This is a genomic window from Asticcacaulis sp. (assembly GCF_027484505.1).
In the GTDB taxonomy this organism is placed as follows: Bacteria; Pseudomonadota; Alphaproteobacteria; order Caulobacterales; family Caulobacteraceae; genus Asticcacaulis.
Genome location: NZ_JAIXSV010000131.1, coordinates 1 through 23,778, shown reverse-complemented (window position 1 = coordinate 23,778; position 23,778 = coordinate 1). Strand labels below are relative to the sequence as shown.

The window sequence follows — 23,778 nt, the reverse complement described above, 5'->3', positions numbered from 1 at the left end:
GAGCTGGCCGACGGGCACAAGACCCTGATCGCCACGCTGAAAAACGCGCTCAAGGTGGCGGATGAGGCCGGTGATGACCCCACGGTGGACCTCCTGACTGTGCGTCTCGGCAGCCACGAAAAGCACCTGTGGATGATCTCGGCATCGCTGGAAGATTAAAATAAGCTACCGAAAACCCGCTATACCGTAGCGGGTTTTTTGCTGCCATAACCCTGATCACGGGTTCGTGATTGGCCGATCTTACAGGCGTGCCGGCGGGAAGAGGTGGGAGCATGAAGGTGTCAAAGCGTATCCTGACCAAGGCCTTGTTTGTTGCGTTTGGTCTCTGGCTTGTGGCGGTGGTCATAACTGCGCGACCGGGCAACCCGGCGCTTTTCCCCGCAGCGCAGGGCGAGGTCACCGTCTATATTGTCAGCAACGGGTTTCACACTGATCTGGCCCTGCCTGCGGCGGCTGTTAACGCAAGGGGTGGGTTGCTGGCCAAAGCGGGAGAGGCGGCCGGTGGGCAGCCATGGCAGGTTTTTGGCTGGGGCGATGCAGGCTTCTACACCGCAAAAGGGGTTTCGGCGGCGCGAGCCGTGGATGGTTTACGCGCCTTATTCAAACCGGGCAATCCGTCTGTGATCAGGGTTTTTGGTGTCTCGCGTCGTCCGGATCAGGCCTTTGAGGCCGAGGTTATTCCGGTTGTCCTGTCGCGGGCAGGTTTTGAAGCTATGGCCCGTCGAATGGAAGCGTCATTTCTCCACAAAGATGGCCAGCCCGTAAGGGCTGTTTTGCCCAATCCGGATGCCTTTTTTAAAAGTCCTGAGCACTTCTCTATACTGCGGATGTGCAACCACTGGACCGGGGATCAGCTTAATGCGGCGGGTGTGCCAACCACCCCAATGATTGACGGGCTGGCCCCCGCGTTCGCGCTTGATCTGCGACTGCGGGCGGGACTTAAGGCCGCGAAGCCTGAGGTGTCCAAGGTTGAAGTCACAGAAAAAATCCCGCACAAGGCCGGATGATCTTCATTACGCCCAAAATCTCTGTTGATGAGGCCGAACTGAGCGAGAGTTTTGTGCGCGCGTCCGGTGCGGGCGGCCAGAATGTTAACAAGGTCTCGACCGCCGTCGAACTGCGCTTTTCGATCTGGGAAAACCAGACGATTCCCTATGAGGTCAAGCAGCGCCTGATCGTTCTGGGCGGGCGGCGCGTGACGCAGGACGGTGTGCTGGTCCTGTTCGTGCAGACCCACCGCACGCAGGAGATGAACCGCAAGGCGGCGCGCGAACGCTTTGTCGAACTGCTGCAACGCGCCGCTGCGCCGCCCCCGCCACCGCGCATCAAGACCAAGCCGACCCAAGGGGCGGTGCGCCGGCGTCTGGTGGCCAAATCCATCCGGTCGGGCATCAAATCCGGCCGCCAGAAACCGACGGGCGAAGAGGATGACTGATATCCGACCGGCCACCGCCGCCGATGCCGACGCCATTCTGACGCTGTATCGTGACGTGGCGCGCCTCAGCGGCGGGCTGGCGCGCACCGAAGCCGAGATTACGCCGGACTATGTTGCGGGGAACCTGACGGCGGCCCTGTCGCGTGGGGTGTGTCTGATCGCGGAAAGTGATGGGCGCTGCGTCGGGGAAATCCACGCCTATGCGCCTATGCCGAAGCAGTTTGCCCACATCCTCAGCGACCTGACGGTGGCGGTGTCGCCTTCGGCGCAGGGGCAGGGGATCGGGCGTCGCCTGTTTGAGGCTTTGATTGCCCACGGCCGCCAGCAGGCGCATATCCGGCGCATCGAGCTTTTGTGCCGCGAAGGCAATGCGCGCGGCATTGCCCTCTATGAAAGTCTGGGCTTTGTGCGGGAAGGGCGGTTGACGGGCCGTGTTCACCTGCCCGATGGCACGGTCGAAGACGATCTGTTTTTTGGGCTTATCCTGTGAGCCCGCGGCGTATCCGGAACCAGCCGTAGCACAGGGCGGCGACCACAAGGCACAGGGCGGCAAAGCGCAGTTCGACACCGGTGGTTATGCCGATCAGGCGCGCGCCCGTGCCGATCGCACACGACAGGGCGCACAGGCCCCAGATTTTCAGCGCCAGACGTCCATGATCCGGGTCACGGTGGATCAGCCATTGCTGATAAAGGTGGTCCTTATGCGCCTCAAACAGGTTGCGTTTACGCTGCGCGCGCCAGACGAGCGTCAGCAGCACATCGACCAGCAGCGGGGCCAGCAGGAAGCCGCCCAGCCAGATCGAGGCAATCTGTTGCGTGCTGAGGACCAGCGCCCCCCCGGTGACCAGCGCCCCGCCGAACAGTGACCCGGCGTCGCCCTGAAACACACGGTTGAGCGGCAGGTTGAACGGCAACAGCCCGGCAAAGGCCCCGCCGGTGGCCAGGAAGACCAGCAGCACACCGCCCAGCATCGACATGGGCTGCGACCCGAAGGCCAGCACGAACGCGGCATAGATCAGCAGGCACACGGCCTGCGTGCCGATGGCCAGACCATTGGACCCGTCCATGAAATTGATGGCATTCAGCCCCAGCACCAGCCACGCGGTCGCGGCCAAAACCCCCAGCGGAAACGGCACGGCCAGCGTGAGGCCGGGAGCCAGAATCAGCTCATGCACCGGATAGAGGCTGGCAAAACCCGCGCACAGGATGATTTGAAACAGCAGGCGCGCCTTGGCGGGTAGGTCCAGCACATCGTCAATCGCGCCGGACAACCCGGCCAGAGCCGCAAAGCCAAACAGCCACAGGCCGCTACGCGCCCCTTCCGGTACGAATAATAAGGTACAGAGCGCGATGACCAGTCCGCTGGCGGCCATGACGGCCAGCCCGCCGCTGGTCGGGGTCGGGGCCTTGTGCGCGCCGCGCTCACGCGGAATATCGACGGGCCCGCCGCGGATGGCCAGTTGCGCCAAAAGTGCTGCCAGCACGGCGGCGAGGGCGACCACGCTCAGACAGTCGAGGGGAGAGAGAAGCCACGTGCTCACGCCCCTCTCCCTTGAGGGAGAGGGTGGCCCGCAGGGGCGGGTGAGGGGGGTAAGGCGTCCGTTTGGAGCACGTCTCTCGATGACCCCCTCACCCCAACCCTCTCCCTCAAGGGAGAGGGGGCTTGGGAGTGAACCCTTACTTCAGCGAGGCGCAGAAGCGCTGGATACGCTCGCAGGCTTCGCTCAGCACCGCTTCCGACGTCGCATAGGAAATGCGGAAGAAGGGCGACAGGCCGAAGGCCGCGCCGTGCACCACGGCGACGGTTTCCTGTTGCAGCAGTTCCGAAGCGAAGTCTTCGTCCGTCTGGATGACCTTGCCCGACGGGGCGGTCTTACCGATCAGGCCTTCGATCGACGGATAGACGTAGAAGGCGCCTTCCGGCGTCGGGCAGTGGATGCCTTCGCAGGCATTCAACCCGGCGACGACCAGATCGCGGCGCTTCTGGAACACGGCGGCGCGTTCCGGGATAAAGTCCTGCGGCCCGTTGAGCGCTTCGACGGCGGCCCACTGCGCGATCGAGCAGGGGTTGGAGGTCGATTGCGAGATGATCTTCGACATGGCCTTGATCAGCGGCTCGGGCCCGGCCGCGTAGCCGATGCGCCAGCCGGTCATCGAATAGGCCTTCGACACGCCGTTCATGGTCAGGGTACGCTCATAAAGCTCCGGGCAGACCTGCGCGATGGTGGTGTATTTGAAGCCATCAAAGGTCAGGTGCTCGTACATGTCGTCGGTCAGGATCCACACCTGCGGATGACGCTTCAGCACCTCACCCAGCGCCTTCAGCTCGGCCTCGGTATAGGCCGCGCCCGACGGGTTGGACGGCGAATTGAGGATCAGCCACTTGGTCTTGGGCGTGATGGCGGCTTCCAGCGTTTCCGGCTTCAGCTTGAAGCCCGTGGACATGTCGCCTACGGCAAACACCGGCGTCCCGCCGGCCAGCAGCACCATGTCCGGATAAGAGACCCAGTAAGGGGCCGGGATAATCACTTCGTCGCCGACATTCACCGAGGCCATCAAGGCGTTATAGATGACCGGCTTGCCGCCCGGTGACACCGACACCTGCGTCGTCTTGTACTCAAGGCCGTTTTCGCGCTTGAATTTCTCGACGATGGCCGCCTTCAGCTCCGGGATACCATCGACGTCGGTATAGCGGGTCTCGCCGCGCTTGATCGCCTTAATGGCGGCGTCGCAGATATTTTCCGGCGTGTCGAAGTCCGGCTCACCCGCACCCAGCGAGATGACCTTCTTGCCCTGACGGGCCAGTTCGCGCGCCTTGGCGGTCACGGCGAGGGTGGGGGAGGGCTTAACGCGCTTCAGCGTATCGGATTCGACGAAGGTCATGGATGTCGCCTCTTAAGTATCTGGCTTTATGGGCGGTGGAGGTTCGCCCCTCTTTTGCGCGAAGGGCGGCGTTTGTCCAGCACTGTTGCAGGATTGTGCGACATTTTCACAAAGGCGTGGCGCGGAGGTCGTACAGATGGTTTCGCGCGGAACGAATCGCGGCGCGCGACGTGGGTGACAAGGGGGGATGGAAGGGGTAATATCCGCTCATTCAGGGGGGATGATATGCGTCGGGCGGTTTTGACCATTGCAATGAGTGCGTGTATCGGCCTGTCCGGGTGCGCCTCTATACCCGTAGCGAGCGCTTCGGGCGGCATATCGCTGCTGCGCGAAGCTTTGAGCGTGTCGGTGGCTGAACTGGAAACCAAGGCCGCCAGCGGCGACGCCCGTGCGCAGTTTTCGACCTCTCTGGTCTATCAGTACGGGCTACAGGGCACGCCTGCTGACCCGGTAAAGGCCACGACCTACCGCCAGCGGGCCCTGAGCGCCAAAGGCTATACACCCATCACGCAATACATAGCCGGGCTCAATGGCAATCCGGGCCGCACAGCCATCATCAACGTGCCGCGCTATGAGGTCACCGCCGGCGAGGCCCAGGCCGCCTATGTCTGCGCGCAGGCGGTGGCGCGCCGCGTGGCACCGCAGGTTGGCGCGGCCGCCTGCGGGACGATAGAGGTTTATGCCGAGATAATGTCCCTGTGGTCCGGCGGGGAGCGCAGATGGCCCGTTATTTAGAGTTGGATCAGCCCGATATTTTCAGGCGCAATACGCGCTTTCTGGTTGGGCTGGGGCTGAGTGCGGGGCTGCTGATCGGTCTGATTTCGCTGTGGCCGCATTGGCCCGGCGATATGATCGTGCCCTTCCGGTTGCAGCTTGTGGCGCTGGCCGTGGCGGGACTGCTCATCAGCCTGTGTCTGGCGCGTCGGGCCTTGGTGGGTTTTGCCGCATTAGTGCTGATGCTGCACGCGACCCCGGTGGCCCTGCGACTGATGCAGCGACCCGTCCTGCCCGCGACGAGCGACACCGGACGGCCGCTCAGCCTCGTTTTCAGCAATGTACTGGCCGATAATCGCGACTATGGCCGGGTGATTGGGCTGGCCGAAGGTGAAGATGCCGACCTGTTTGCCGCCGCTGAAACCTCTCCGGCGTGGATCGAGCAACTGAAGGCGCTGAGCGCGACCTATCCCTACAGCTATGCCCCAGATGCCGGTATTTTCGGTGTGGCACTCTATGCCAGGCGTCCGTTCACGCCGACCCTTTATCGCCTCGGCCGGTACAATATGACGCTGCTGCGCGCCGATTTCGGTGACTATGTGGTTTACGTTGCCCACCCCATGCCGCCCGCCAATGCCCGTCTGAGCGAAGATAACCGGCTATATATTACGGATATGGCCCGGCGGGTCGCCGCAGAGACAAAACCCGTCATCGTCACGGGCGACCTCAATGCCACCCTGTGGTCCGGCAGCCTGGGGCCGCTTATGCGCGCCAGAATGAGCTGGTCAGTGGGATCGGGCCTGCGCCACACATGGCCGACGGGCCGCGCGCTTTTGGGCATACAGATCGACCATGTGCTGACGAAGGGCTTGCGGGCCGGCCGGCTGACAGTTTTACGCGATGTCGGCTCGGATCATCTGCCGGTCAGGGCCGATCTGGTTTTGCCTCGGTAAGAAGGCGACGCGAGCATTTGTCGTGTCGGTGTTATGAAATGCGGCTAAACTCATTCCAATGAGGGAGGGATGAAGATGACTATGCGCAATCTTAGGGCTGTGGGCCTGGCCTGTCTGCTGACCGTGTCAGGTCTGCACGGTGCCGTGGCGGCTGAGGCGAGCGCCTCGCAAAGGTCAGTGGAAATCGCTCGGGAACTGTCCGAGTTGAAAAGCGCCTTGGCAGAGGATACGCAAGCATTGAAGGCGGCGAAAGACGCCGGGGATCAGGCGGCGGGCTGCCGAACGATCCGCACCATGCGGCCGAAGATCCAGCGCATGTATGATCTGCTGGTCGAACTGAAGACGGCCGATCCTGCGGCCCTGAGCGCGGCGGGCGGTGAAGCCCTGCTTGAAAAAATGCAGCAGGGGATGGCCATGACAGATAAGGGGCTGGCCGAAAAATGCGAAGCAATCGGCAGTTGACGCCCTTTCGGCCTCTATAAACGTCAATGACGGCTCAGGACGATTTTAGACTGTTCGCCAGTTCCGAGTAGGCAGGGCTCAGGCCAAGCGGCGAGACCAGCAGCGTTTCCACTAGGATCGCGATCAGGATGTTCGCGTACAAGCGCGGACTTGAGCGAACTGATTGATGGCGGAGAGGGTGGGATTCGAACCCACGGTAGGCTTGCACCTACGCCGCATTTCGAGTGCGGTACATTCGACCACTCTGCCACCTCTCCGTATATCAAGGTGTATTCATTTCGTCCGTGGACGTCGCCCGGTGGTCGCGGGCAGGGCCGTTCTCCTACTCACAAGCGTTTCGCAACGCAAGCCCCTTTCCACAGTTCTGCACATTTAATTATTGAAAACTTACGGGCCGAAGACGACGACGTAGGGCAACTGCGACCGAAAAAAGGCACTTCATCCTATAGTGTCTTTCGGGTGTCAGTCGTCGTTAAAGACGTATTAAAGGGCACATTTTCAACCAAAATGGCATTTTAGGTGCTATGCAAGATATGTTCCCGCAGTTATGTAGGCGTTTGTAATTACGGTTAGTCCGTCGTGCGTATATTCGGCGGCCTCATCGATGGCCAAGAGAGGGCATTACACATGAAACTCAACTTGCTGGCGGGCGCTGCGCTCGTCGCACTGGCGATGGCGTCTGGCGCCGCCGCTCAGGAAGCCGAAGGCTGGTACGGCGCTGTCGACCTCGGCTACAATCAGAAATCCGAATATGGCGCGAAGTCGGCGAACAACATGCCGGACGGCTCGCCGTTCGCTTATGACGTCTCGACGGAAAATGACTGGGCCGGCTTTGCTCGCCTCGGTTACCGCTACAACCCGAACTGGCGCGTCGAATTCGAAGGCGGCTACCGTCCGGGTGACGTCGATGCCGCTCGTGGCTTCGCTCGCGTCTATCCCTACGCCGGTGGCACCGCTCCGCGTGACACCGCGCTCTGCACGCCGGGCGTGACCCGCACGGCTTCGACCCCCTGCGGCAGCCCGGTCGGTTCATTCGATCAGACGACCTTCATGGCGAACCTGATCTACGATTTCATTCCGGAATCGAAGTTCCATCCGTTCGTCGGTCTGGGTATTGGTCTGGACCGCGTGAAGGCTGACTTCACGGGCCAGTATTCGGTCAACCCGACCGGTACGGGTCAGAACCTGACCATCTCCGGTGAAGACACCGTCGCCGCCTATCAGGCGCTGGCTGGTTTCGCCTGGGCTCTGTCGGATCGTCTGAACCTTGACCTGACCTATCGTTATCTGACGACGGAAGAGGTCAACCTCAACGCCAAATCGACCACGGCGGCTCTGAACCCCGGTTCGTTCTCGGGTAAGTTCGACGATCAGACCCTGACCGTCGGCCTGCGCTGGTCGTTCGGTGCGCCTCCGCCGCCCCCGCCCCCCCCGCCGCCTCCTCCGCCTCCGCCCCCCCCGCCGCCTCCGCCTCCGCCGCCTCCGGTGGTTCCGGTTGAAGAAGCGGTGAAGTACGAAGCCCGCGAATTCATCGTGTACTTCGAATTCGATCAGTCCACCCTGACCGCCGACGCGCAAGCGATCGTGCAGCAGGCCGCTGATTACGCGAAGGCCGGTAACGCGACCCGCGTGGTTGTTGTTGGTCACGCCGATACCTCGGGTTCGGCCGCCTACAACATCCGCCTGTCGGAACGTCGCGCCAAGACCGTGGCTGACGCTCTTGCCGGTCTCGGCGTGTCGGGTTCGATCCTGGCCGTTGACTGGAAGGGTGAATCGGCTCCGGCAGTCGCCACCGGCGACGGCGTGAAGGAACCGCTGAACCGTCGTTCGACCATCGACATCGCGTTCTAATCGAACGCTGTCGGTATCGACAGACAACAAGAAGCCCGGCCTGTTCGCAGGCCGGGTTTTTTTGTGCTTGTTATGTGCGTTGGAAGGGCTTGAAGATCGTGACGCCTCAGGCCCCACACCCGTTACTTGCCGCTGATGTGTCGGGGGTTTGCGGGGTGCAGGGGGCTGAGGCACTCTGGCGGGACGCGCCTACTGATCGTCGTCCGGGGCCTCAAGCGATGAGCCGAGCGGATGCCCCGTCAGTGGATCGCGCGGGGCGCGCTGGAAGCCGTAACCCCGGAACAGGGTAAAATCGCGTGTGCGCTTGTGATCCAGCGCGATTTTCAGCGATTCGCCGGGCCCGGTCGTCGCAAAGTCGCGGCGAATATCCGGGATAAAACCATCGACATAGGAGACGATCAGCACATTCTGACCCGTTTCGGCGGTCAGTGGAGTTTCGGTCTCCGCCTGTGACTTGGGATGGGCTTCGCGCACCCAGGCCTTGAGCGGCACGTCGGGATTGGCCGTGAACCAGTCGCGGCCATAATAGGCGAGGGCGTTATAAACATTGCGATTATCGACGGCGATGGCGGTAGGCCGGGCGTCACTCTGGGTCTTGGCGATGACGGCGTGGGTGAGGGTGTCCCAGCCGCGCGCCCGCTTCACCGTATTGCCGAGGCCGAGCGCATGGGTGAGGGTCTCCGAGACGGCCCCCAGCATGAAGACCGCCATAATGGCCACCTGAATGGCCAGCCCAACCCCCAGCGCCGGCCGCCACACTCTGTGTGACCGGATAGCCACGCTGAAACCCGTCACCACAAAGGCCGCGACCAACAAACTGGCTGGCACATAGGCCGAAGCGGCCCAGTTGGCATTGGCGCGCGACAGGAAGGCCTGCACACTGACGAAGATCAGTGGTGGCAGGGTGAGGCAGGCCAGACCGATCAGAGAGCTGCGCTCCGCCGCATCGGCTTCGCGGTGCAATATGCCCGCACGCGGCTGCACAAGCCCCACTATGCCGAGCAGCATCAGGACGACTGGCAGGGGCCCAAAGACACCTAGCTGGTCGCGCCAGAAGCGTAGCAGGGAGGTCGGGTTAAACAGCTTGCCCCAATGCCAGTTGGCATTGTCGGCGGTATGCGACACAGTCTGAAAGCCGTGCGTGGCATTCCAATACAGGTTAGGAGACATCAGCACGACAAAGGCCCCGGCGAACAGGGCCAGACTGCGCAGGTTCCAGCGGCGCCGCACCGAGGGCACCAGCGCGGCATGGGCGGCCGCCCCGATCAGGAAGTACAGGCAGGCATATTTGCTGAGGAAGGCGGCCCCGAAAGCGACCCCCATGCCCAGCGCGGCTTTCAGACGCGCCTTTTCCGCATCCGTGGTCAGAAAAAGACTATAAAAATAAAGTGTTGCTGACAGGAAGAACATCAGCGGCGCATCGGTGGAAATGACCGCCGACGACAGCACGACGCCCGGCATCAGGCTGTATATAATTGCGGCGCACAGGCCGGTGGCCTCGTTAAACAGCCGCTGACCGGCGCCCCACAGAAACAGCGCCGCTCCCAGATGCAGGAAGGGCGCAAACAGTCGCACAAAGGGCTCGGCATCGGACCCCAGGGTGGACAGATGGATCAGCCAGGCGATCATCGGCGGCTTGGAATAGTAGCCAAAGTCCAGTTGCCGCGACCACAGCCAGTATTGCGCCTCATCCGGGTAGAGATTGGTGTAGGTGCTGAACAGAAGCGCGACGCGCAGCAAAAACAACAGCCCCAGTCCCCACAGAACATAACGCGCCGGAGCGGACAGGGGAGCGGGTGCGGGGGGCTGGGCCATGGTCAGAAGGTCGCTTACAGGAGAGAATCTTGTGCGGTGCGCCATCGCTTTGCCGCTCAAAAGAGGAGGCATTGAGGCGCGTTCCGCGTTGAATGACACGCCCGCGCCCGATGCGCAAACACGAATGGTTACGGACTGTGTCGCGTAAGCGCCTTTTGCTGACATAAACTGTGGTAATTTCAGCGCAGATCGTTCCGCCTGTCACAATTGTCATCAAACCTTCGCACTTTTGGCTCAAAAAGCGGCACAAAAGCGGCTAAAGGTGTCTTCTGACCTAAACGTTTAAGTGATGGTGCTTGAAAACGGGCATGGGCGTGATCCGCGTCACAGCGCCGCTTTTCTGTTTTGTGAACCTGGAGAGGGGATACTCCGATATGAAAATGAACAAGTGGATTCTGGCCGGTACGGCCCTGACGGGCGCTTTTGTCGCCCATGGCGCCTTCGCCCAATCGACCGGCACGGAAGCAACCGAAGACGTTAAAGAAGTTGTCGTTCAAGGCAAGCGCGGACCGCGCAGTATCGACGGTGCTCTTACCAAGGAATCGGTGGGCAAATCCCGTTCAACGGTCACCCAAGAGTATCTGGAAACGCAAGCCAGCGGCCAGACTGTTCTGCAAAGCATCAATCTGGTCCCCGGCGTCAACTTCACCAACAATGACGCGTATGGCACTTCCGGCGGTAACATCCGCATCCGCGGCTTCGATGGTAACCGCATCTCGCTGACTTTTGACGGGGCCCCTCTCAACGATACCGGCAACTACGCCATCTATTCGAACCAGCAACTGGATTCGGAATTGATCGAAACGGTCGCTGTGAATCTGGGTACGACCGACGTTGATAGCCCGACGGCTTCGGCGGCAGGTGGTACGGTTGCCTACAAGACGATCCGCCCGACCAAGGATTTTGGTATCGACAGCACTCTCTCCGTTGGTACGGAAAATTTCCGCCGCGCCTTTATCAAAGTGGATACGGGTGAGTTTCTGGGCTTCACGGCGTGGGTTGCCGCATCAAAGACCCAGTACGACAAATTCAAAGGGCCGGGACAACTGGAAAAGACCCAGTATAACGGCCGTATCTATCGTGATCTTGGCAACGGTGACTTCCTTAGCCTTGCGGCGAACTGGAATGAGAACCGTAATACCAACTATCGCAACATCACGATCAACGATCTCAAAACCAATCCTGATCTTGACTATGATCTGACCTGCGCTTCCACGGCCCTGCCGACCCCGGTAAACGGCACTGTTCAGAACGCGGGTGCCGGCTGCACCAACTACTATGGTCAGCGTAACAACCCATCGAATACCGGCAGCGTTCGCGGTCAGTTCAAGAAGCACATCACTGACAGCCTGGTCTTCACGTTTGACCCCAGCTTCCAGTACACACTCGCCAATGGTGGTACACAGTTTGAAGTGGTGAGCGAAAAGGACAACCGTCTTGACCTTGATGGTACCAACACGACCGGTGTTGGCGTGGACCTCAACGGCGACAAGGACACGCTTGACTCGGTTATGCTGTTCCGTCCGTCGAACACCAACACCCGCCGCTTCGGCCTCACCAGCTCGCTGATCTGGGACCTGAACGACGACCATCGTCTGCGTGGCGCATATACGATCGACTACGGTCGTCACCGTCAGACCGGCGAATTCAGCTATATGGATGCCTCTGGTAATCCGGTTGACCTGTTCGGCGGTAAAGACGGCAATGGCCCGGCGGTTGTCGATGTGAAGGGCAACAAACTTCAGAACCGTAACCGTTTCTCGATCGCCAAGCTTGAGCAGATTGCGGCTGAATATCGCGGCTACTTCTTCGATCGTGCCCTGATGGTGAACCTCGGCGTTCGTGCACCGGTTCTGACGCGTGAACTCAACAACTATTGCTACCAACCCAACGGTGGTGACTTCCCCCGTTGTACGGCTGAAACGCCGACGGTTGTCGCTGGTGGCGCCGGCAACGTGACTTTCCCGACCACGGGCACCACGAAGCATGTGCCGCCGATCAGCTTCACGAAAGAGTACAAGAAGACCCTGCCGAACGTTGGCGTGACGTGGAACTTCACCGACATTCAGTCGCTGTACGTGTCTTACGCCGAACAAATCTCGGCTCCGCGTACTGACAACCTCTACAAGTACAGCCGCGCAGACACCGCGGGTTCACCGCTGATCACCTCGATTGCGGAGCCGGAAACGACCCAATCCTTCGACTTCGGTTATCGTTATCAGTCGTCCAATATTCTGCTGTCGGCCGCTCTCTGGACCTCCAAATTCCAGAACCGCATCGTTCAAACCTACGACCCGGAAACCCTTCTGAACACCGATCGTAACGTGGGTGAAGTCGAAATGTCCGGTTTTGACGGTCAGATCGGCTGGCAGGTTGCGGACTACTTCTCGGTTTATGCTTCGGCGTCTTACAACAAGTCCGAGTTGAAGGAAGACCTGCAGCTTAGCGCCACCACCTTCCTGCCGACCAAGGGCAAGACCCTAGTGGAAACGCCGGAATGGACCTACTCGGGTCGCTTCCAATGGGAAGTGACGCCTGTGTTCCAACTGGGCGTACAAGCCAAGTATGTCGGCGAGCGCTTCACCACCGATGTCAATGATGAAGTGGCCCCGGCCTACACCGTGTTCGACATGGACATGAACTACAAGATCAGTGCTTTCGGTAAGCCGGGTACTGAACTTCAACTGAACGTCATCAACATGTTCGACGAGACCTATCTGGGCTCGCTGGGTTCGGCCAACAACGCTCTCCCAGTGACGTTGAACAACGGGACGGTTCGTAGCGGCAGCACGACGACCCACAGCCGTGGCGCACCGCGCACCCTGATGCTTTCTCTGAAGACCAAGTTCTAAGACCGGACACGGTTTGACGAACACGAGCGGCTCTCCGGAAACGGAGGGCCGCTTTTTTTTGTGTCCATTCTTCTGGCCTGTGTCATGGAAGGCATGGCCAAACCGGTTGACGCTGTGTAAAAGGGCCGCATTCAAGTTTCGCTTTTTTCCGGGGTCCGGCATGAGCCAAAATCCGAACCTTTCCCGCATCGTTCCCGCTGAGTGGGAGCCGCACAAGGCCATGTGGGTCGGGTTTCCCAGCCACGAAAACCTGTGGCAGGAAGACCTGATCGAGGCTCAGGCCGAGGTGGCGGCGCTGGTGCGCGTGCTGGCCGAAGCCGGCGATGAGCACGTCAAGCTGATGGTCATGGGGGAGGCGGCGCGCAAGGCGGCGCAATCGCTGCTGTCAGACGTGAAAAAGGTCGAGGTCGTCGATGGGCGCTTCGGCGACATCTGGTTCCGCGACACCGGCCCCATCTACGTCAATGTCGAGGACGCGCAGGACCGTCATGCGGCTCTGCCCGTGGCCTTCCTCAACAATGGCTGGGGCGGCAAATATCATCTGAAATTCGACGATCAGGTCGCCGCTCAGGTGGCCGAGCACGATGGCTATGTGCGGGAAACGCAAGAGTTTGTGCTCGAAGGTGGCTCGCTGGAGCACGACGGATTCGGCACCATCCTCACCACGCGTCAGTGCCTGCTCAATCCGAATCGCAACCCCGACTGGACGCAGTCCACCGCCGAACGTGCCCTGCAGGACGCTCTGGGGGCGCGCAAGATCATCTGGCTGGATGACGGCCTGCTCAACGACCACACGGATGGCCATATCGACAATCTGGCGCGCTTTGTGGCGCCGGGTGTGGTGGTCTGCCCCGTGGCCTATGGGGCGGATGACCCTAATGCCGCCCTTTATAACGCGGTGGCCAAAAACCTCAGCCAGCAGACCGACGCGCGCGGCGTCAAGCTTCAGGTGGTGCGCATCCCGTCGCCCGGCCGCACGGAGGATGAAGACGGTGAAATTATCCCGGCCTCGCACATGAATTTCCTGATCGCCAATGATTGCGTCATCGTGCCGGTCTACAATGACCGGCCGGGCGAAATGGCGGTTGAGGCGCTGCAAACCCTGTTTGCCGAGCGTCAGGTGTTTGGCCTGCCGTCCAACGCCATCCTGACCGGTGGCGGCTCCTTCCATTGCATCAGCCAGCAAGTGCCCTATATCAAGGGCTGACCCCTGAATTCAAAGGTAACGATATGACCCGGACCGTTTCCGTGGCGGCGCTGCAAACCGCCTATGGCTCCGATATGGCCGCGAACATCGCCAAAACCGAGGCGCTGGTGCGCGAAGCGGCGGCGAAGGGCGCGCAGATTATCCTGCCGTCGGAGCTGTTTCAGGGCGAATATTTCTGCGTCAGTCAGGAAGAGCGCTGGTTTGCCACCGCCTATCCGTGGCGTAGCCATCCGTGCGTCATCGCCATGCAAAAGCTGGCGGCCGAGCTGAATGTCGTGATCCCCACCTCGATCTACGAGAAGGAAGGCCCGCACTATTTCAACTCGCTGGTCATGATCGACGCGGGGGGCGAATTGCTGGGCGTCTATCGCAAGAGCCATATCCCTGACGGTCCCGGCTATCAGGAAAAATACTATTTCCGTCCGGGGGATACGGGCTTCAAGGTGTGGGATACCAAGTTCGCCCGCGTCGGCGTCGGCATCTGCTGGGATCAGTGGTATCCGGAAGCGGCGCGCGCCATGGCCCTGCTGGGGGCGGAGATTCTGTTCTACCCGACCGCCATCGGCTCCGAGCCGCACGATGCCGAACTGGATACGGCGGCCCCGTGGCAGCGCGTCATGCAGGGCCACGCGGTTGCTAATGTCATCCCGGTCGTGGCGTCGAACCGTATCGGCACCGAAAGCCTGATTTCACCGCAAAACGGCTGCGGTCAGACCTTCTATGGCCATAGCTTCATCGCCAACCATCGCGGCGACAAGGTGGCGGAGTATGGCAAGGGCGAAGAAGGTGTGCTGGTGGCCGAATTCGACCTCGATTACCTGAATACGCACCGCGCCGCCTGGGGCTTCTTCCGCGACCGTCGCACGGATCTTTACGGCGCGCTGGCCCATCCGCGTCCGGTGGCCTGATCAGGCTGTGAACCGACTGTGTAAGCGCGCGATAGGCCCTTACATTCCCGCGAACCTTATGCCTATTCTGCGTCAAACGGCGAAGGGGCGTAAGATGAAGATGCGTAAAGCGGGCGTGGCGTGGGCGGCGGTGGTGCTGGTGGCGGGGTCTGCACAGGCGGCCACGGTGGCCGTCAAGGCCGACCGCCTGATCGAGGTCGAAACCGGCAAGGTGATCGAGCAGCCGCTGGTGATCGTCACCGATGGGCGCATCACCGCCGTGGGCAGCGCTCTGACGATGAAGCCACCGGTGGGGGCTGACTATGTCGATCTGCCCGGTGTGACTCTGCTGCCCGGCCTGATCGATATGCACGTCCACCTCGACAACAGCCCGGAATATGGCGGATACAGTGGCCTGTCGCATACGGATCGCTTCTGGGCCTTTGTGGCGGCGGCCAATGCCGAAAAGACGCTGAAGGCCGGGTTTACCACTGTGCGCAATGTCGGTGCCGGGGATTATAATGACATCGGCCTGCGCGAAGCGATCGACGAAGGCGTACTGCCGGGGCCGCGCATCGTGGCGGCTGGGATGAGCTTTGGCGCCACCGGCGGGCACTGCGATTCGACCTGGCTGCCGCCGTCTTTCGATGCCAAAAACCCGCTCAATGCCGACAGTCCGTGGGAGGCGCGCAAATCAGTGCGCACCCTGAAAAAATACGGCGCGGACGTCATCAAGATCTGCGCCACCTCCGGTGTCTTTTCACGCGGGGCCAGCGTCGGCGCACGGCAATTGACGCCTGAAGAAATGGCCGCGGTCGCCGACGAAGCGCACATGGCCGGGATGAAGGTCGCCGCCCACGCCCACGGTGCCGACGGCATTAAGGTGGCGCTGCGGGCCGGGGTCGATACGATCGAGCACGCCAGTCTGGTGGACGACGAGGGGATAAGGCTGGCTAGGGAGACCGGGGCCTACTTCTCCATGGATATCTACAATACCGACTACACGCAGTCCGAAGGCCAGCGGAACGGCGTGGCCGAAGAGAGCCTGCGTAAGGATCGCGAAATCGCCGAGGTGCAGCGCCAGAACTACGGCAAGGCGCTGAAGGCCGGGGTGAAGATGGTCTATGGCACTGACGCCGGCATCTATCCGCACGGCGACAATGCCCGGCAATTCGCCGTGATGGTGCGCTATGGGGCGACGCCGCTTCAGGCCATCCAGTCGGCGACGGTGATGGCTGCTGAGGCTCTGGGGCGTTCCGGGGATGTCGGCAGCCTCAAGCCCGGTCACTATGGCGACATGGTCGGGGTCGTGGGTAATCCACTAAAGGATGTAACCCTGCTGGAGCGGCCCGTCTTTGTCATGAAGGGCGGCGACGTGATCACGAAACCGTGACAATGCCGGTACTGGCGTATATATATGAATTATGTGGCTATTTTTTATTGTAACATAAATTAGAACGGCGTTACGTTAAATGAACGTTAAGGCTGTTCCGACAAATCTTAACAGGGGCTTTCGTGGCCCTTGGTAACAGGGTCGGAAAGTCTGATAATGCAGCTACGTACAAAGTTTATCGGCCTGGGGGCGGCGTGTGCGCTTCTGGTGTTTGGCATGGTGGCCGCCAACAGCGTGGCTTCACATTACGCGCAGGCGCATGCGCGACAGGCTTCGCTGATCAGTCAGATTACCCAGCGGCACATGGCCGCCGACATGATGCACGACGCCATGCGCGGCGACGTGCTTGAGGCCCTGCTGGCGCATCAGGTGGGCGATGCGGCCGCTGCCGAAGCGGTGATCGGCGGCTTCAAGGACCACGCCGACACGTTTGAAAGCAACCTCAAAGCCAATCAGGCCGAAGCCCTGCCGGATAATCTGAAACAGCGCTTTGCCGAAACGCTGACTGCGCTTCAGGCCTACCGTGCCGCCGGTGATGCCATCTTCACGGCGACTCCGGAAACGGAGCCCGCGCTGCGGGCTGACTTCGACGCCAAATTCAAGGCGATGGAGGACAGCAATGAGAGCCTGTCCGGTGATCTCGAAGCGTGGATGAAGGGCGAGGTCGAGCGCGGCGCGAAGACCGATGCACAGTTGAACATGCTGGTGCAGGCCTTGTCCGTGTTCGCCATTCTGGGCGTGCTGGCCATGATCGGCCTGATGTGGCGCGACCTGTTGCGGCCGCTGGGCCTGATGTCGCAGACGATTGGACGCATTGCCGAAGGCGACACGGATGTCGAGGTCGCCTTTACCGGTCGTAAGGATGAGATGGGCGTGCTGGCCCGCGCCACCCAGTCCTTGTGTGAAACGGCGCGCAAGGCGCTGATGGTGGACCGCATGGTGCAGGCCATGCCGACCCCGGTGATGGCGGTCGATGTGCACAATGATCTGCGCATCACCTACATCAATGCCGCGACCGAAAAGCTGATGGATAAGGTCAAGGGCCATTTTCCCAACTATCCCGGTACGCTGATGGGGCAGTCCATCGACATCTTCCACAAACACCCTGAGCATCAGCGCCGCCTGTTGTCCGATCCGAAAAACCTGCCGCATCGCGCCCGTATCCGGGTGGGCGACGAAAGCATCGACCTTCAGATTTCGGCGGTGCGTGACCACCGCGATCAATATGCCGGCGCCATGCTGGTGTGGGATCTCGTCACCGATCAGGCGCAGTTAAGCCGCGATTTCGAAGTGCGGGTGCAGGATGTGGTGAACGGGCTGGCGGCGTCAGCGGCCGAGCTGTCGCAGGTGGCTGAAACCGTGACGGGCGACCTGCGCAATGGGGCGGGGCTGGCCGTATCGGCGGCTTCTTCGGCGACGCAGACCACGGCCAGTGTGCAGACCGTGGCGGCGGCTGCCGAAGAACTGGCGGCATCGGTACGCGAAATTTCTGATCAGGTGCAGACGACCAACCGGTTGGTGGCCGACTCCTTCCATAAGGTGCAGGACGCCGATCTGGTGGCGCAAAAACTGTCTTCGGCTTCGGATCGTGTCAGCGAAGTGACGACCGTCATCGCCAATATCTCCAGCCAGATCAACCTGCTGGCGTTGAACGCCACCATCGAATCGGCGCGCGCCGGTGAGGCGGGCCGCGGCTTTGCCGTGGTGGCCGGTGAGGTGAAGAACCTCGCCAACCAGACGAGCCGTTCCATCGGCGAAATCAACAGCGTGATTGACGAGATGCGTCAGGCGTCGCGCGAAATTGTAGGGGTTCTAAGCGATATTCGTGGTGCGGTGGATGCTATCACCCATGCCACCACCTCCGTGGCCGCCGCGGTCGAGGAACAGTCGGCGACCACAGGGGACATTGCGCGTAACATGGCCTTTGCCGCCGAAGGGACGCGCATCATCAGCGAAAATCTCGATCAGGTGTCGGGGATCACCACGCGAAGCGGTGAGGCTTCGGCGCACCTGTTCGACTCGTCTCAGGCCCTGTCGGATCAGGCGGCGGCCCTGCGCGGTCGCGTGGCGGAGTTCCTGAGCCGTATCAATCGGGCATCGTAAAGGCGCGAAAACCACAGATTGCACAGATTATTCCACGCTGACAGGCTCTCCGCAAGGCGGGGCGCGAAGCGCCTAATCTGTGCAATCTGTGTAATCTGTGGTTCCAGATTTTTGGTGTGGCTAAACTCCGGGCAGCAAGACGAAGGGGCCAGTTGGCCCCTTCACCCCAATACACATCGACACACCTAGAGCACTCGTCGGCCCAGTTGAGCCGCCGAATGGCTCTAAGTTTCTGTTTGGTCGCGCAATTTTTCCGAAAAGTGGTGTCCACTTTGTCGGATTGCGCTCTAGGCATGACCGGGCGCGTTACCATCGGGGTGCAGGGGACGTGTCCCCTGCGTCTCTTTTTACGCCTTTAGGTCACAGGCGCGCAGGCTCTGGCTACGCAGCAGGGCCTGTTTTTCGCGCACCGAACCATGGCGATAGGCGGCGGTCTGCTTGACGGCGGCGATGGCTTCGGCGCGGCAGGCGGCCGGGGCGGCGGTCGCCGGAACCGCGGCGATCAGGGGCAGGGACAGAGCCATCAGGCACAGAAGCGGTTTCATACTGGGACACCTTTCAACAGTGGGAAACCACAGAGCAATCGCCGGGCCGTTGCGGTCATATCCGGTTAACCCTGTCTGTAAACTATAACCCAACAGATTTCGAGTAACGTGGATATTGTCGGGCGATGTGCCCGATGTGTTCAAGGTTTATCCATGCGTCTGTCTGTTCTCGCTTGTGCGCTACTGTCTCTGGGTTACGGCACCTCTGTAGCCGGTGTGGCTTCGGCGGGCGTCGAATACGATGCCGTCCTTACCGCCGACCTGTTGCGTAACCATTCCGGTGGGCTGCGCGAAGGCAACCGGGTCATGAGCAATCTCGACCTGTCAGCCGCCTGGCAGGGCGAAGGCGAGGCCTTTAAAAACTGGGACGGTTTTGCCTATGTGCTGGCCGATGCTGGAGGCGGTTTTTCCGAGTTCTACTCCGGCGATGCGCAGGTCGTGTCCAATATCGACGCGCCGAAGGGCGTGCGCCTGTTCGAGGCGTGGCTGCGCCGCACGAGTGACGATGAACGCTGGTCGGTGACCGGTGGCCTGATCAATCTCAATGGTATTTTCGATGTGCAGGAGGCGGGGGCGCTGTTCCTCAACGCTTCGCACGGCATTGGTCCGGACTATTCGCAGACCGGCCCGTCGATCTTTCCGTTTTCGACTCTGGGGCTGGTTGGCGAATGGCAGGCCAATGAGACTTTGCGCCTGCGCGCCGGGGTGTTTGACGGTGTGGCCGGCGACCCGGCGCATCAGAGCAGCTTTATCAGCGTCAAGCTGGGCGACGGCGACGGCGCGCACTGGGTGGCCGAAGCGCAGCAGGACTTTGCGCGCGGCTACGTCAAGCTGGGGGCATGGACCTATACGGCGAAAGCCGAACGCCTCGACGGCACGGGCCTGTCCGATGGCAACAGCGGCTATTACGCGCAACTGAAATATGATTTTTATAAGCCCGAAGCCGACAGCGACCGCGGTGTGTCGGGCTGGGTGCGGCTGGGCAAGGCCAATAAGGACTTACAGGCCATCGAAACCTATGCGGGCGGCGGTCTGGTGTGGACCGGGCCGTTCAGAGGGCGCGAGTCGGACGCCGCGGGCCTTGCCATCGCCCATGCCGATTTCGGTCAGCCCTATGCGCACGCCATCGGCGTCGATCTGAAGCCCGAAACCATTTACGAACTCAGCTATCGTTACGCCATCAGGGATGGCCTGAGCCTTCAGCCGGACGTGCAATATATCCGCCACCCGGCCGGTGATCCGCAAACGGACGATGCGCTGGTGCTGGGGGTACGTCTGCGGGTGGGGCTCGCTGCCTTTAAATAACCTCTTGCAATCGCAAAACGGAATCCGCATATAGCGGTCGAGATCGCGCGGGCGGAGGCCTCGCCAACCTGGTCAGGGCCGGAAGGCAGCAGCCACAACGAATTCACCTTCGGGTCGCGCGGTCTCACCGTATCCCTCACAGCGTCACATGTTTGCCATCTGCCTGAGTTAAACTTCAGGCGGGGACAGCTTTGGCATAGGGGGATACCGCATGAGCGCTGTATCGAAACTCTCAGTGATGAGTGTCGTCGTTGTTTGCCTGTCTCTGACACTAAATTTGACGCTGGCGCAGGGCGCAGGGGCGCAAACCGCGACGTGGACCGGACCTGACCCGCAGCGTAAAGTCAGGCTGTACGGCGACGCCGTTTACAATCTTGATTACGCCATGAGCGAAATCTGCATGCCCTGGCTGCTGCAGGACGCCGATCCGCTAGGGTTCAAACGCTCTGGGGTGGTTGCCGCCCGCCGTCCCGCTTCCGAAAAAGCTCTGGATCAATTTGCCAAACGTGAAGTGCTCAGTGCCTGGTGGGTCGGCAGTCCGAATATTACGGTCACGCTGAGCCGGGGTGTCGGCAAAACCGAACGCAATTGTGATGTCACGGTTAACCGCGGCGAGGGCAGCAAGCTCCGAGAAGCTATGGTCGCTCGGCTGGCCCAATGGCCGCATCCCATGACCCGGAAATACAGCCAGCCCGTCACAAACTACGCGCAACGCGAGTTATGGTGCGGGACGATCAACGAGGCCAGCGATCTGGCGCTGATCAGCAGCGGTGGGCAGAAGGGCTTTGCGGCCCTGCGGGCGACCGTGTGGCGGCAATCGCCGCCGGACAAAGACTGTCAGTCTGAGCCTGTCGTGCCATAACAAACGGCTGGCGTTGCGTCAGCGAGGCGCTATAAGTCGGGTATGTCCGACCATCCCGAATCTCCAGAGACCGGCGATCCCTTTGCCACCGAACGCGATGAGAACACCGACGATATGTTCGGTGGTCCGGCGGTGCCCGCGCCTGTGAAAAAGGACGCGGCCTATACGGTGCTGGCGCGCAAATACCGACCGCGTACCTTTGAGGACCTGATCGGACAGGAGGCGATGGTGCGCACCCTGTCCAACGCCTTCGCCACGGGGCGTATCGCGCACGCCTTCATGCTGACCGGCGTGCGCGGGGTGGGCAAGACGACGACGGCCCGTCTGCTGGCGCGCGCCTTGAACTATGAATCCGACACCGTGAAGGGGCCCAGCGTCGATCTCTCGACCTTTGGCTACCACTGTCAGGCCATTATCGAAGGCCGGCATATCGACGTGCTGGAGCTGGATGCCGCGTCGCGCACCGGCGTCGATTCGATGCGCGAACTGCTGGAAAGCGTGCGTTATGCGCCGGTCGAGGCGCGTTATAAGGTCTATGTGATCGACGAAGTGCACATGCTTTCGACCGGGGCCTTCAACGCGCTGCTGAAGACGCTGGAAGAGCCGCCGCCGCACGCCAAGTTCATCTTTGCCACCACCGAAATCCGCAAGGTGCCGGTGACCATCCTGTCGCGCTGTCAGCGCTTTGACCTGCGCCGTGTCGAGCCGGACACTCTGACGCCGCATCTCGAAAAAATCTGCCGCCTCGAAGGGGCGCAGATCGAGCCGGACGCTCTGGCCCTGATCGCCCGCGCCGCCGAAGGCTCGGTGCGCGACTCCCTGTCGCTGCTCGATCAGGCGCTGGTGCAGGCCGAAGAGGGGCAGAGCGTATCCGCCGAAGTGGTGCGCGACATGCTGGGGCTGGCTGACCGCTCGGCGACGCTCAGCCTGTTTGAAAATATCATTTCCGGTCAGATGCCGGAGGCGTTGCTGGCCTTCCGCACCCTGTACGGCTTCGGGGCCGACCCGTCGCAGGTGATGGGCGACCTCTTGGAATACTGCCACGCCACCTCTGTGGCCAAGGTGCTGGGGGCCGAGGCCACGCGCCTGCCCAAGGAACCGGCGCAGCGGGTGGCGGCCCTAGGCGCGCAGTTGTCGGCGGGCACTTTGTCGCGCCTGTGGACCCTGATGCTTAAGGCGTTTGAGGAAATTCGCCGCGCGCCCGATCCGGCGGCGGCGACCGAAATGGCGCTGGTGCGCTTCTGCTATGCGTCTGACCTGCCGGGGCCGGAAACCCTGCTCAAGCGGCTGCAAAACGGCGAAAACCTGCTGGATGGCGGCCCGTCGGTCGGCGGCATGGGTGGTGGTTCCGGCGGCGGCGTCAGTGCGCAAGGTGCCGTCATGCGCCCGCAGGCCTATGCCAATGCCCAGCCGCAGATTCAGCTCAATACGTTTGACGACGTGCTGGCCCTGATCGCCGAGAAGCGCGATATCGGCTTGCGCGTCGATGTCGAGCGCTACGTCAAGCTGATCTCCTTCCGGCAGGGCGCCATCACGTTTGAGCCCGCGCCACACACGCCGATCGATCTGGTGCGTAAGCTGTCGGCGCGGCTGAAGGAATGGACGGGTCAGCGCTGGCTGATCGCCACCGAAGGCGGCGGCGGGGCCGAAACCTATCGTGAGCGCGAAATCCGTGAAAAGGCGGAAGCCTTGCAAAAGCTGCGCAATGACCCATTTATCTCCGGTCTGATGACGGCCTTTCCGGGCGTGGAAATCCTCAGCTTCCGGCCCAGGCCGAAGCCGGTTGCCGCCACCACGCCCGACATGCCGATGACCGAAAACCGTGACGAATTCAGCGAAAAGGACGACTAATGGACTTGAACGCCCTGATGAAGCAGGCCCAGGCCGTGCAGCAAAAGTTCACCGAAGCGCAGGAAAAGATGAATCAGGTGGTGGTCACCGGTCAGGCTGGTGCCGGTCTGGTCGCGGTCGATCTGCAAGGCGGGGGCGTGCTGACGCGCCTGCACATCGACCCAAGCCTGATCAATGCGGACGAGACCGAGGTTCTGGCCGACCTGATCATCGCCGCCCACGCCGATGCACGCAAAAAGCTTGATGAGGAATCCGCGCGCCTGATGAAGGAAGCGGCGGGACCGTTCGGCAACATGCCGATGCCGAAGCTGTTTTAACAAACTACTTTTAGAGCATTCGTCGGCTCAGTTGAGCCGCCTCATGGCTCTAAATTTTTTGTTTTAACGCGCTTTTTTATCCGAAAAGTGCGTCACACTTTTCGGCAAGCGCTCTTGGCTTTGGTATCATGGCGCATTGTAAGGGGTAGGGTGTGTATGGCCTCTGGTGCCGGACCTGAAATTGAACGCCTGATGGCGCTGTTGTCCAAGCTGCCGGGTCTGGGCCCCCGTTCGGCGCGCCGGGCTGCGTTGGCTCTACTCAAAAAGCGCGAACAATTACTGATCCCGCTGACCGCGGCCATGCAGGACGCCGCTGATCGTGTTACCTCCTGCCATATCTGCG

General features: G+C 61.2%; 21 protein-coding genes, 1 tRNA gene, 1 other RNA gene and 1 pseudogene. 19 read left to right on the top strand and 5 right to left on the bottom strand.

What is annotated here, in order from left to right; genetic code table 11:
• The first annotated feature begins 3 nt into the window (after window positions 1-3).
• The 4 genes from Q0072_RS08270 (at window position 4) to Q0072_RS08255 (ending at window position 1,925) form a co-directional block, all read left to right on the top strand.
• On the top strand, window positions 4-159 hold the full coding sequence (locus tag Q0072_RS08270; RefSeq protein WP_298328341.1) for a ferritin-like domain-containing protein: 156 nt from the start codon (window positions 4-6) through the stop codon (window positions 157-159).
• 113 nt (window positions 160-272) lie between these two features.
• Entirely contained in the window at window positions 273-1,007 is a 735-nt protein-coding gene (locus Q0072_RS08265; RefSeq protein ID WP_298328338.1) for a DUF2459 domain-containing protein, read from the top strand.
• On the top strand, window positions 1,004-1,435 hold the full coding sequence (arfB, locus tag Q0072_RS08260) for an alternative ribosome rescue aminoacyl-tRNA hydrolase ArfB (RefSeq protein WP_298328335.1): 432 nt from the start codon (window positions 1,004-1,006) through the stop codon (window positions 1,433-1,435). The genes Q0072_RS08265 and arfB overlap by 4 nt, the downstream gene beginning before the upstream one ends.
• On the top strand, window positions 1,428-1,925 hold the full coding sequence (locus Q0072_RS08255) for an N-acetyltransferase (protein WP_298328332.1): 498 nt from the start codon (window positions 1,428-1,430) through the stop codon (window positions 1,923-1,925). The genes arfB and Q0072_RS08255 overlap by 8 nt, the downstream gene beginning before the upstream one ends.
• On the opposite strand, the gene Q0072_RS08250 is transcribed toward Q0072_RS08255, so the two are convergent.
• Window positions 1,915-2,976, bottom strand: a complete 1,062-nt coding sequence (locus tag Q0072_RS08250; RefSeq protein WP_298328329.1) for a glycosyl transferase family 4 family protein — start codon at window positions 2,974-2,976, stop codon at window positions 1,915-1,917. The two genes, Q0072_RS08255 and Q0072_RS08250, sit on opposite strands and share 11 nt — an antisense overlap.
• Before the next feature lie 136 nt (window positions 2,977-3,112).
• Complete coding sequence (locus Q0072_RS08245; protein WP_298328326.1) at window positions 3,113-4,318, bottom strand: pyridoxal phosphate-dependent aminotransferase; 1,206 nt, start codon at window positions 4,316-4,318, stop codon at window positions 3,113-3,115.
• 225 nt (window positions 4,319-4,543) lie between these two features.
• Between Q0072_RS08245 and Q0072_RS08240 the strand changes: the two genes are divergently transcribed.
• The 3 genes from Q0072_RS08240 (at window position 4,544) to Q0072_RS08230 (ending at window position 6,447) form a co-directional block, all read left to right on the top strand.
• Entirely contained in the window at window positions 4,544-5,053 is a 510-nt protein-coding gene (locus Q0072_RS08240) for a hypothetical protein (RefSeq protein ID WP_298328323.1), read from the top strand.
• Window positions 5,038-5,985: an endonuclease/exonuclease/phosphatase family protein gene (locus tag Q0072_RS08235; RefSeq protein ID WP_298328320.1), complete on the top strand. Its 948-nt coding sequence runs from the start codon at window positions 5,038-5,040 to the stop codon at window positions 5,983-5,985. The genes Q0072_RS08240 and Q0072_RS08235 overlap by 16 nt, the downstream gene beginning before the upstream one ends.
• Window positions 5,986-6,060: 75 nt before the next feature.
• A complete protein-coding gene (locus tag Q0072_RS08230) occupies window positions 6,061-6,447 on the top strand; it encodes a hypothetical protein (protein ID WP_298328317.1) in 387 nt (128 codons plus the stop codon).
• A gap of 167 nt (window positions 6,448-6,614) precedes the next feature.
• Here Q0072_RS08230 and Q0072_RS08225 read toward each other — a convergent pair.
• A tRNA-Ser gene (locus tag Q0072_RS08225) sits at window positions 6,615-6,704 on the bottom strand.
• A 370-nt stretch (window positions 6,705-7,074) separates the two neighbouring features.
• Here Q0072_RS08225 and Q0072_RS08220 point away from each other — a divergent pair.
• Complete coding sequence (locus Q0072_RS08220) at window positions 7,075-8,298, top strand: OmpA family protein (protein WP_298328312.1); 1,224 nt, start codon at window positions 7,075-7,077, stop codon at window positions 8,296-8,298.
• Window positions 8,299-8,487: 189 nt separating this feature from the next.
• On the opposite strand, the gene Q0072_RS08215 is transcribed toward Q0072_RS08220, so the two are convergent.
• Window positions 8,488-10,113 carry a glycosyltransferase family 39 protein gene (locus Q0072_RS08215; RefSeq protein ID WP_298328309.1) on the bottom strand — a complete coding sequence of 542 codons (1,626 nt, stop codon included), beginning with the start codon at window positions 10,111-10,113 and terminating at the stop codon, window positions 8,488-8,490.
• A 374-nt stretch (window positions 10,114-10,487) separates the two neighbouring features.
• Between Q0072_RS08215 and Q0072_RS08210 the strand changes: the two genes are divergently transcribed.
• The 5 genes from Q0072_RS08210 (at window position 10,488) to Q0072_RS08190 (ending at window position 18,555) form a co-directional block, all read left to right on the top strand.
• Window positions 10,488-12,965: a TonB-dependent receptor gene (locus Q0072_RS08210; protein WP_298328306.1), complete on the top strand. Its 2,478-nt coding sequence runs from the start codon at window positions 10,488-10,490 to the stop codon at window positions 12,963-12,965.
• 160 nt (window positions 12,966-13,125) lie between these two features.
• On the top strand, window positions 13,126-14,172 hold the full coding sequence (locus Q0072_RS08205; RefSeq protein ID WP_298328304.1) for an agmatine deiminase family protein: 1,047 nt from the start codon (window positions 13,126-13,128) through the stop codon (window positions 14,170-14,172).
• Window positions 14,173-14,195: 23 nt separating this feature from the next.
• Window positions 14,196-15,080, top strand: coding sequence for an N-carbamoylputrescine amidase (aguB, locus tag Q0072_RS08200; protein WP_298328301.1), 885 nt, complete (start codon window positions 14,196-14,198; stop codon window positions 15,078-15,080).
• Between the two features lie 94 nt (window positions 15,081-15,174).
• On the top strand, window positions 15,175-16,452 hold the full coding sequence (locus Q0072_RS08195) for an amidohydrolase family protein (protein WP_298328298.1): 1,278 nt from the start codon (window positions 15,175-15,177) through the stop codon (window positions 16,450-16,452).
• Between the two features lie 156 nt (window positions 16,453-16,608).
• The gene (locus Q0072_RS08190; RefSeq protein WP_298328295.1) at window positions 16,609-18,555 is read left to right on the top strand and encodes a methyl-accepting chemotaxis protein; all 1,947 of its coding nucleotides are present in this window, start codon (window positions 16,609-16,611) and stop codon (window positions 18,553-18,555) included.
• Between the two features lie 347 nt (window positions 18,556-18,902).
• On the opposite strand, the gene Q0072_RS08185 is transcribed toward Q0072_RS08190, so the two are convergent.
• Complete coding sequence (locus tag Q0072_RS08185; protein WP_298328293.1) at window positions 18,903-19,100, bottom strand: hypothetical protein; 198 nt, start codon at window positions 19,098-19,100, stop codon at window positions 18,903-18,905.
• Between the two features lie 153 nt (window positions 19,101-19,253).
• Here Q0072_RS08185 and Q0072_RS08180 point away from each other — a divergent pair, with 153 nt between their 5' ends.
• The 6 genes and pseudogenes from Q0072_RS08180 to Q0072_RS08155 form a co-directional block, all read left to right on the top strand.
• Window positions 19,254-20,405 (top strand): carbohydrate porin, encoded by a 1,152-nt coding sequence (locus Q0072_RS08180; RefSeq protein WP_298328291.1) that lies wholly within the window; start codon window positions 19,254-19,256, stop codon window positions 20,403-20,405.
• A 36-nt stretch (window positions 20,406-20,441) separates the two neighbouring features.
• Window positions 20,442-20,537: signal recognition particle sRNA small type (gene ffs, locus Q0072_RS08175), an RNA gene on the top strand.
• Window positions 20,538-20,616: 79 nt separating this feature from the next.
• Window positions 20,617-21,267 carry a hypothetical protein gene (locus tag Q0072_RS08170; RefSeq protein WP_298328289.1) on the top strand — a complete coding sequence of 217 codons (651 nt, stop codon included), beginning with the start codon at window positions 20,617-20,619 and terminating at the stop codon, window positions 21,265-21,267.
• A gap of 42 nt (window positions 21,268-21,309) precedes the next feature.
• The gene (locus tag Q0072_RS08165; protein WP_298328286.1) at window positions 21,310-23,118 is read left to right on the top strand and encodes a DNA polymerase III subunit gamma/tau; all 1,809 of its coding nucleotides are present in this window, start codon (window positions 21,310-21,312) and stop codon (window positions 23,116-23,118) included.
• Window positions 23,118-23,435, top strand: coding sequence for a YbaB/EbfC family nucleoid-associated protein (locus Q0072_RS08160; protein WP_298328283.1), 318 nt, complete (start codon window positions 23,118-23,120; stop codon window positions 23,433-23,435). The genes Q0072_RS08165 and Q0072_RS08160 overlap by 1 nt, the downstream gene beginning before the upstream one ends.
• Before the next feature lie 156 nt (window positions 23,436-23,591).
• A pseudogene (locus Q0072_RS08155) lies at window positions 23,592-23,778 on the top strand (recombination protein RecR); the annotation flags it as partial.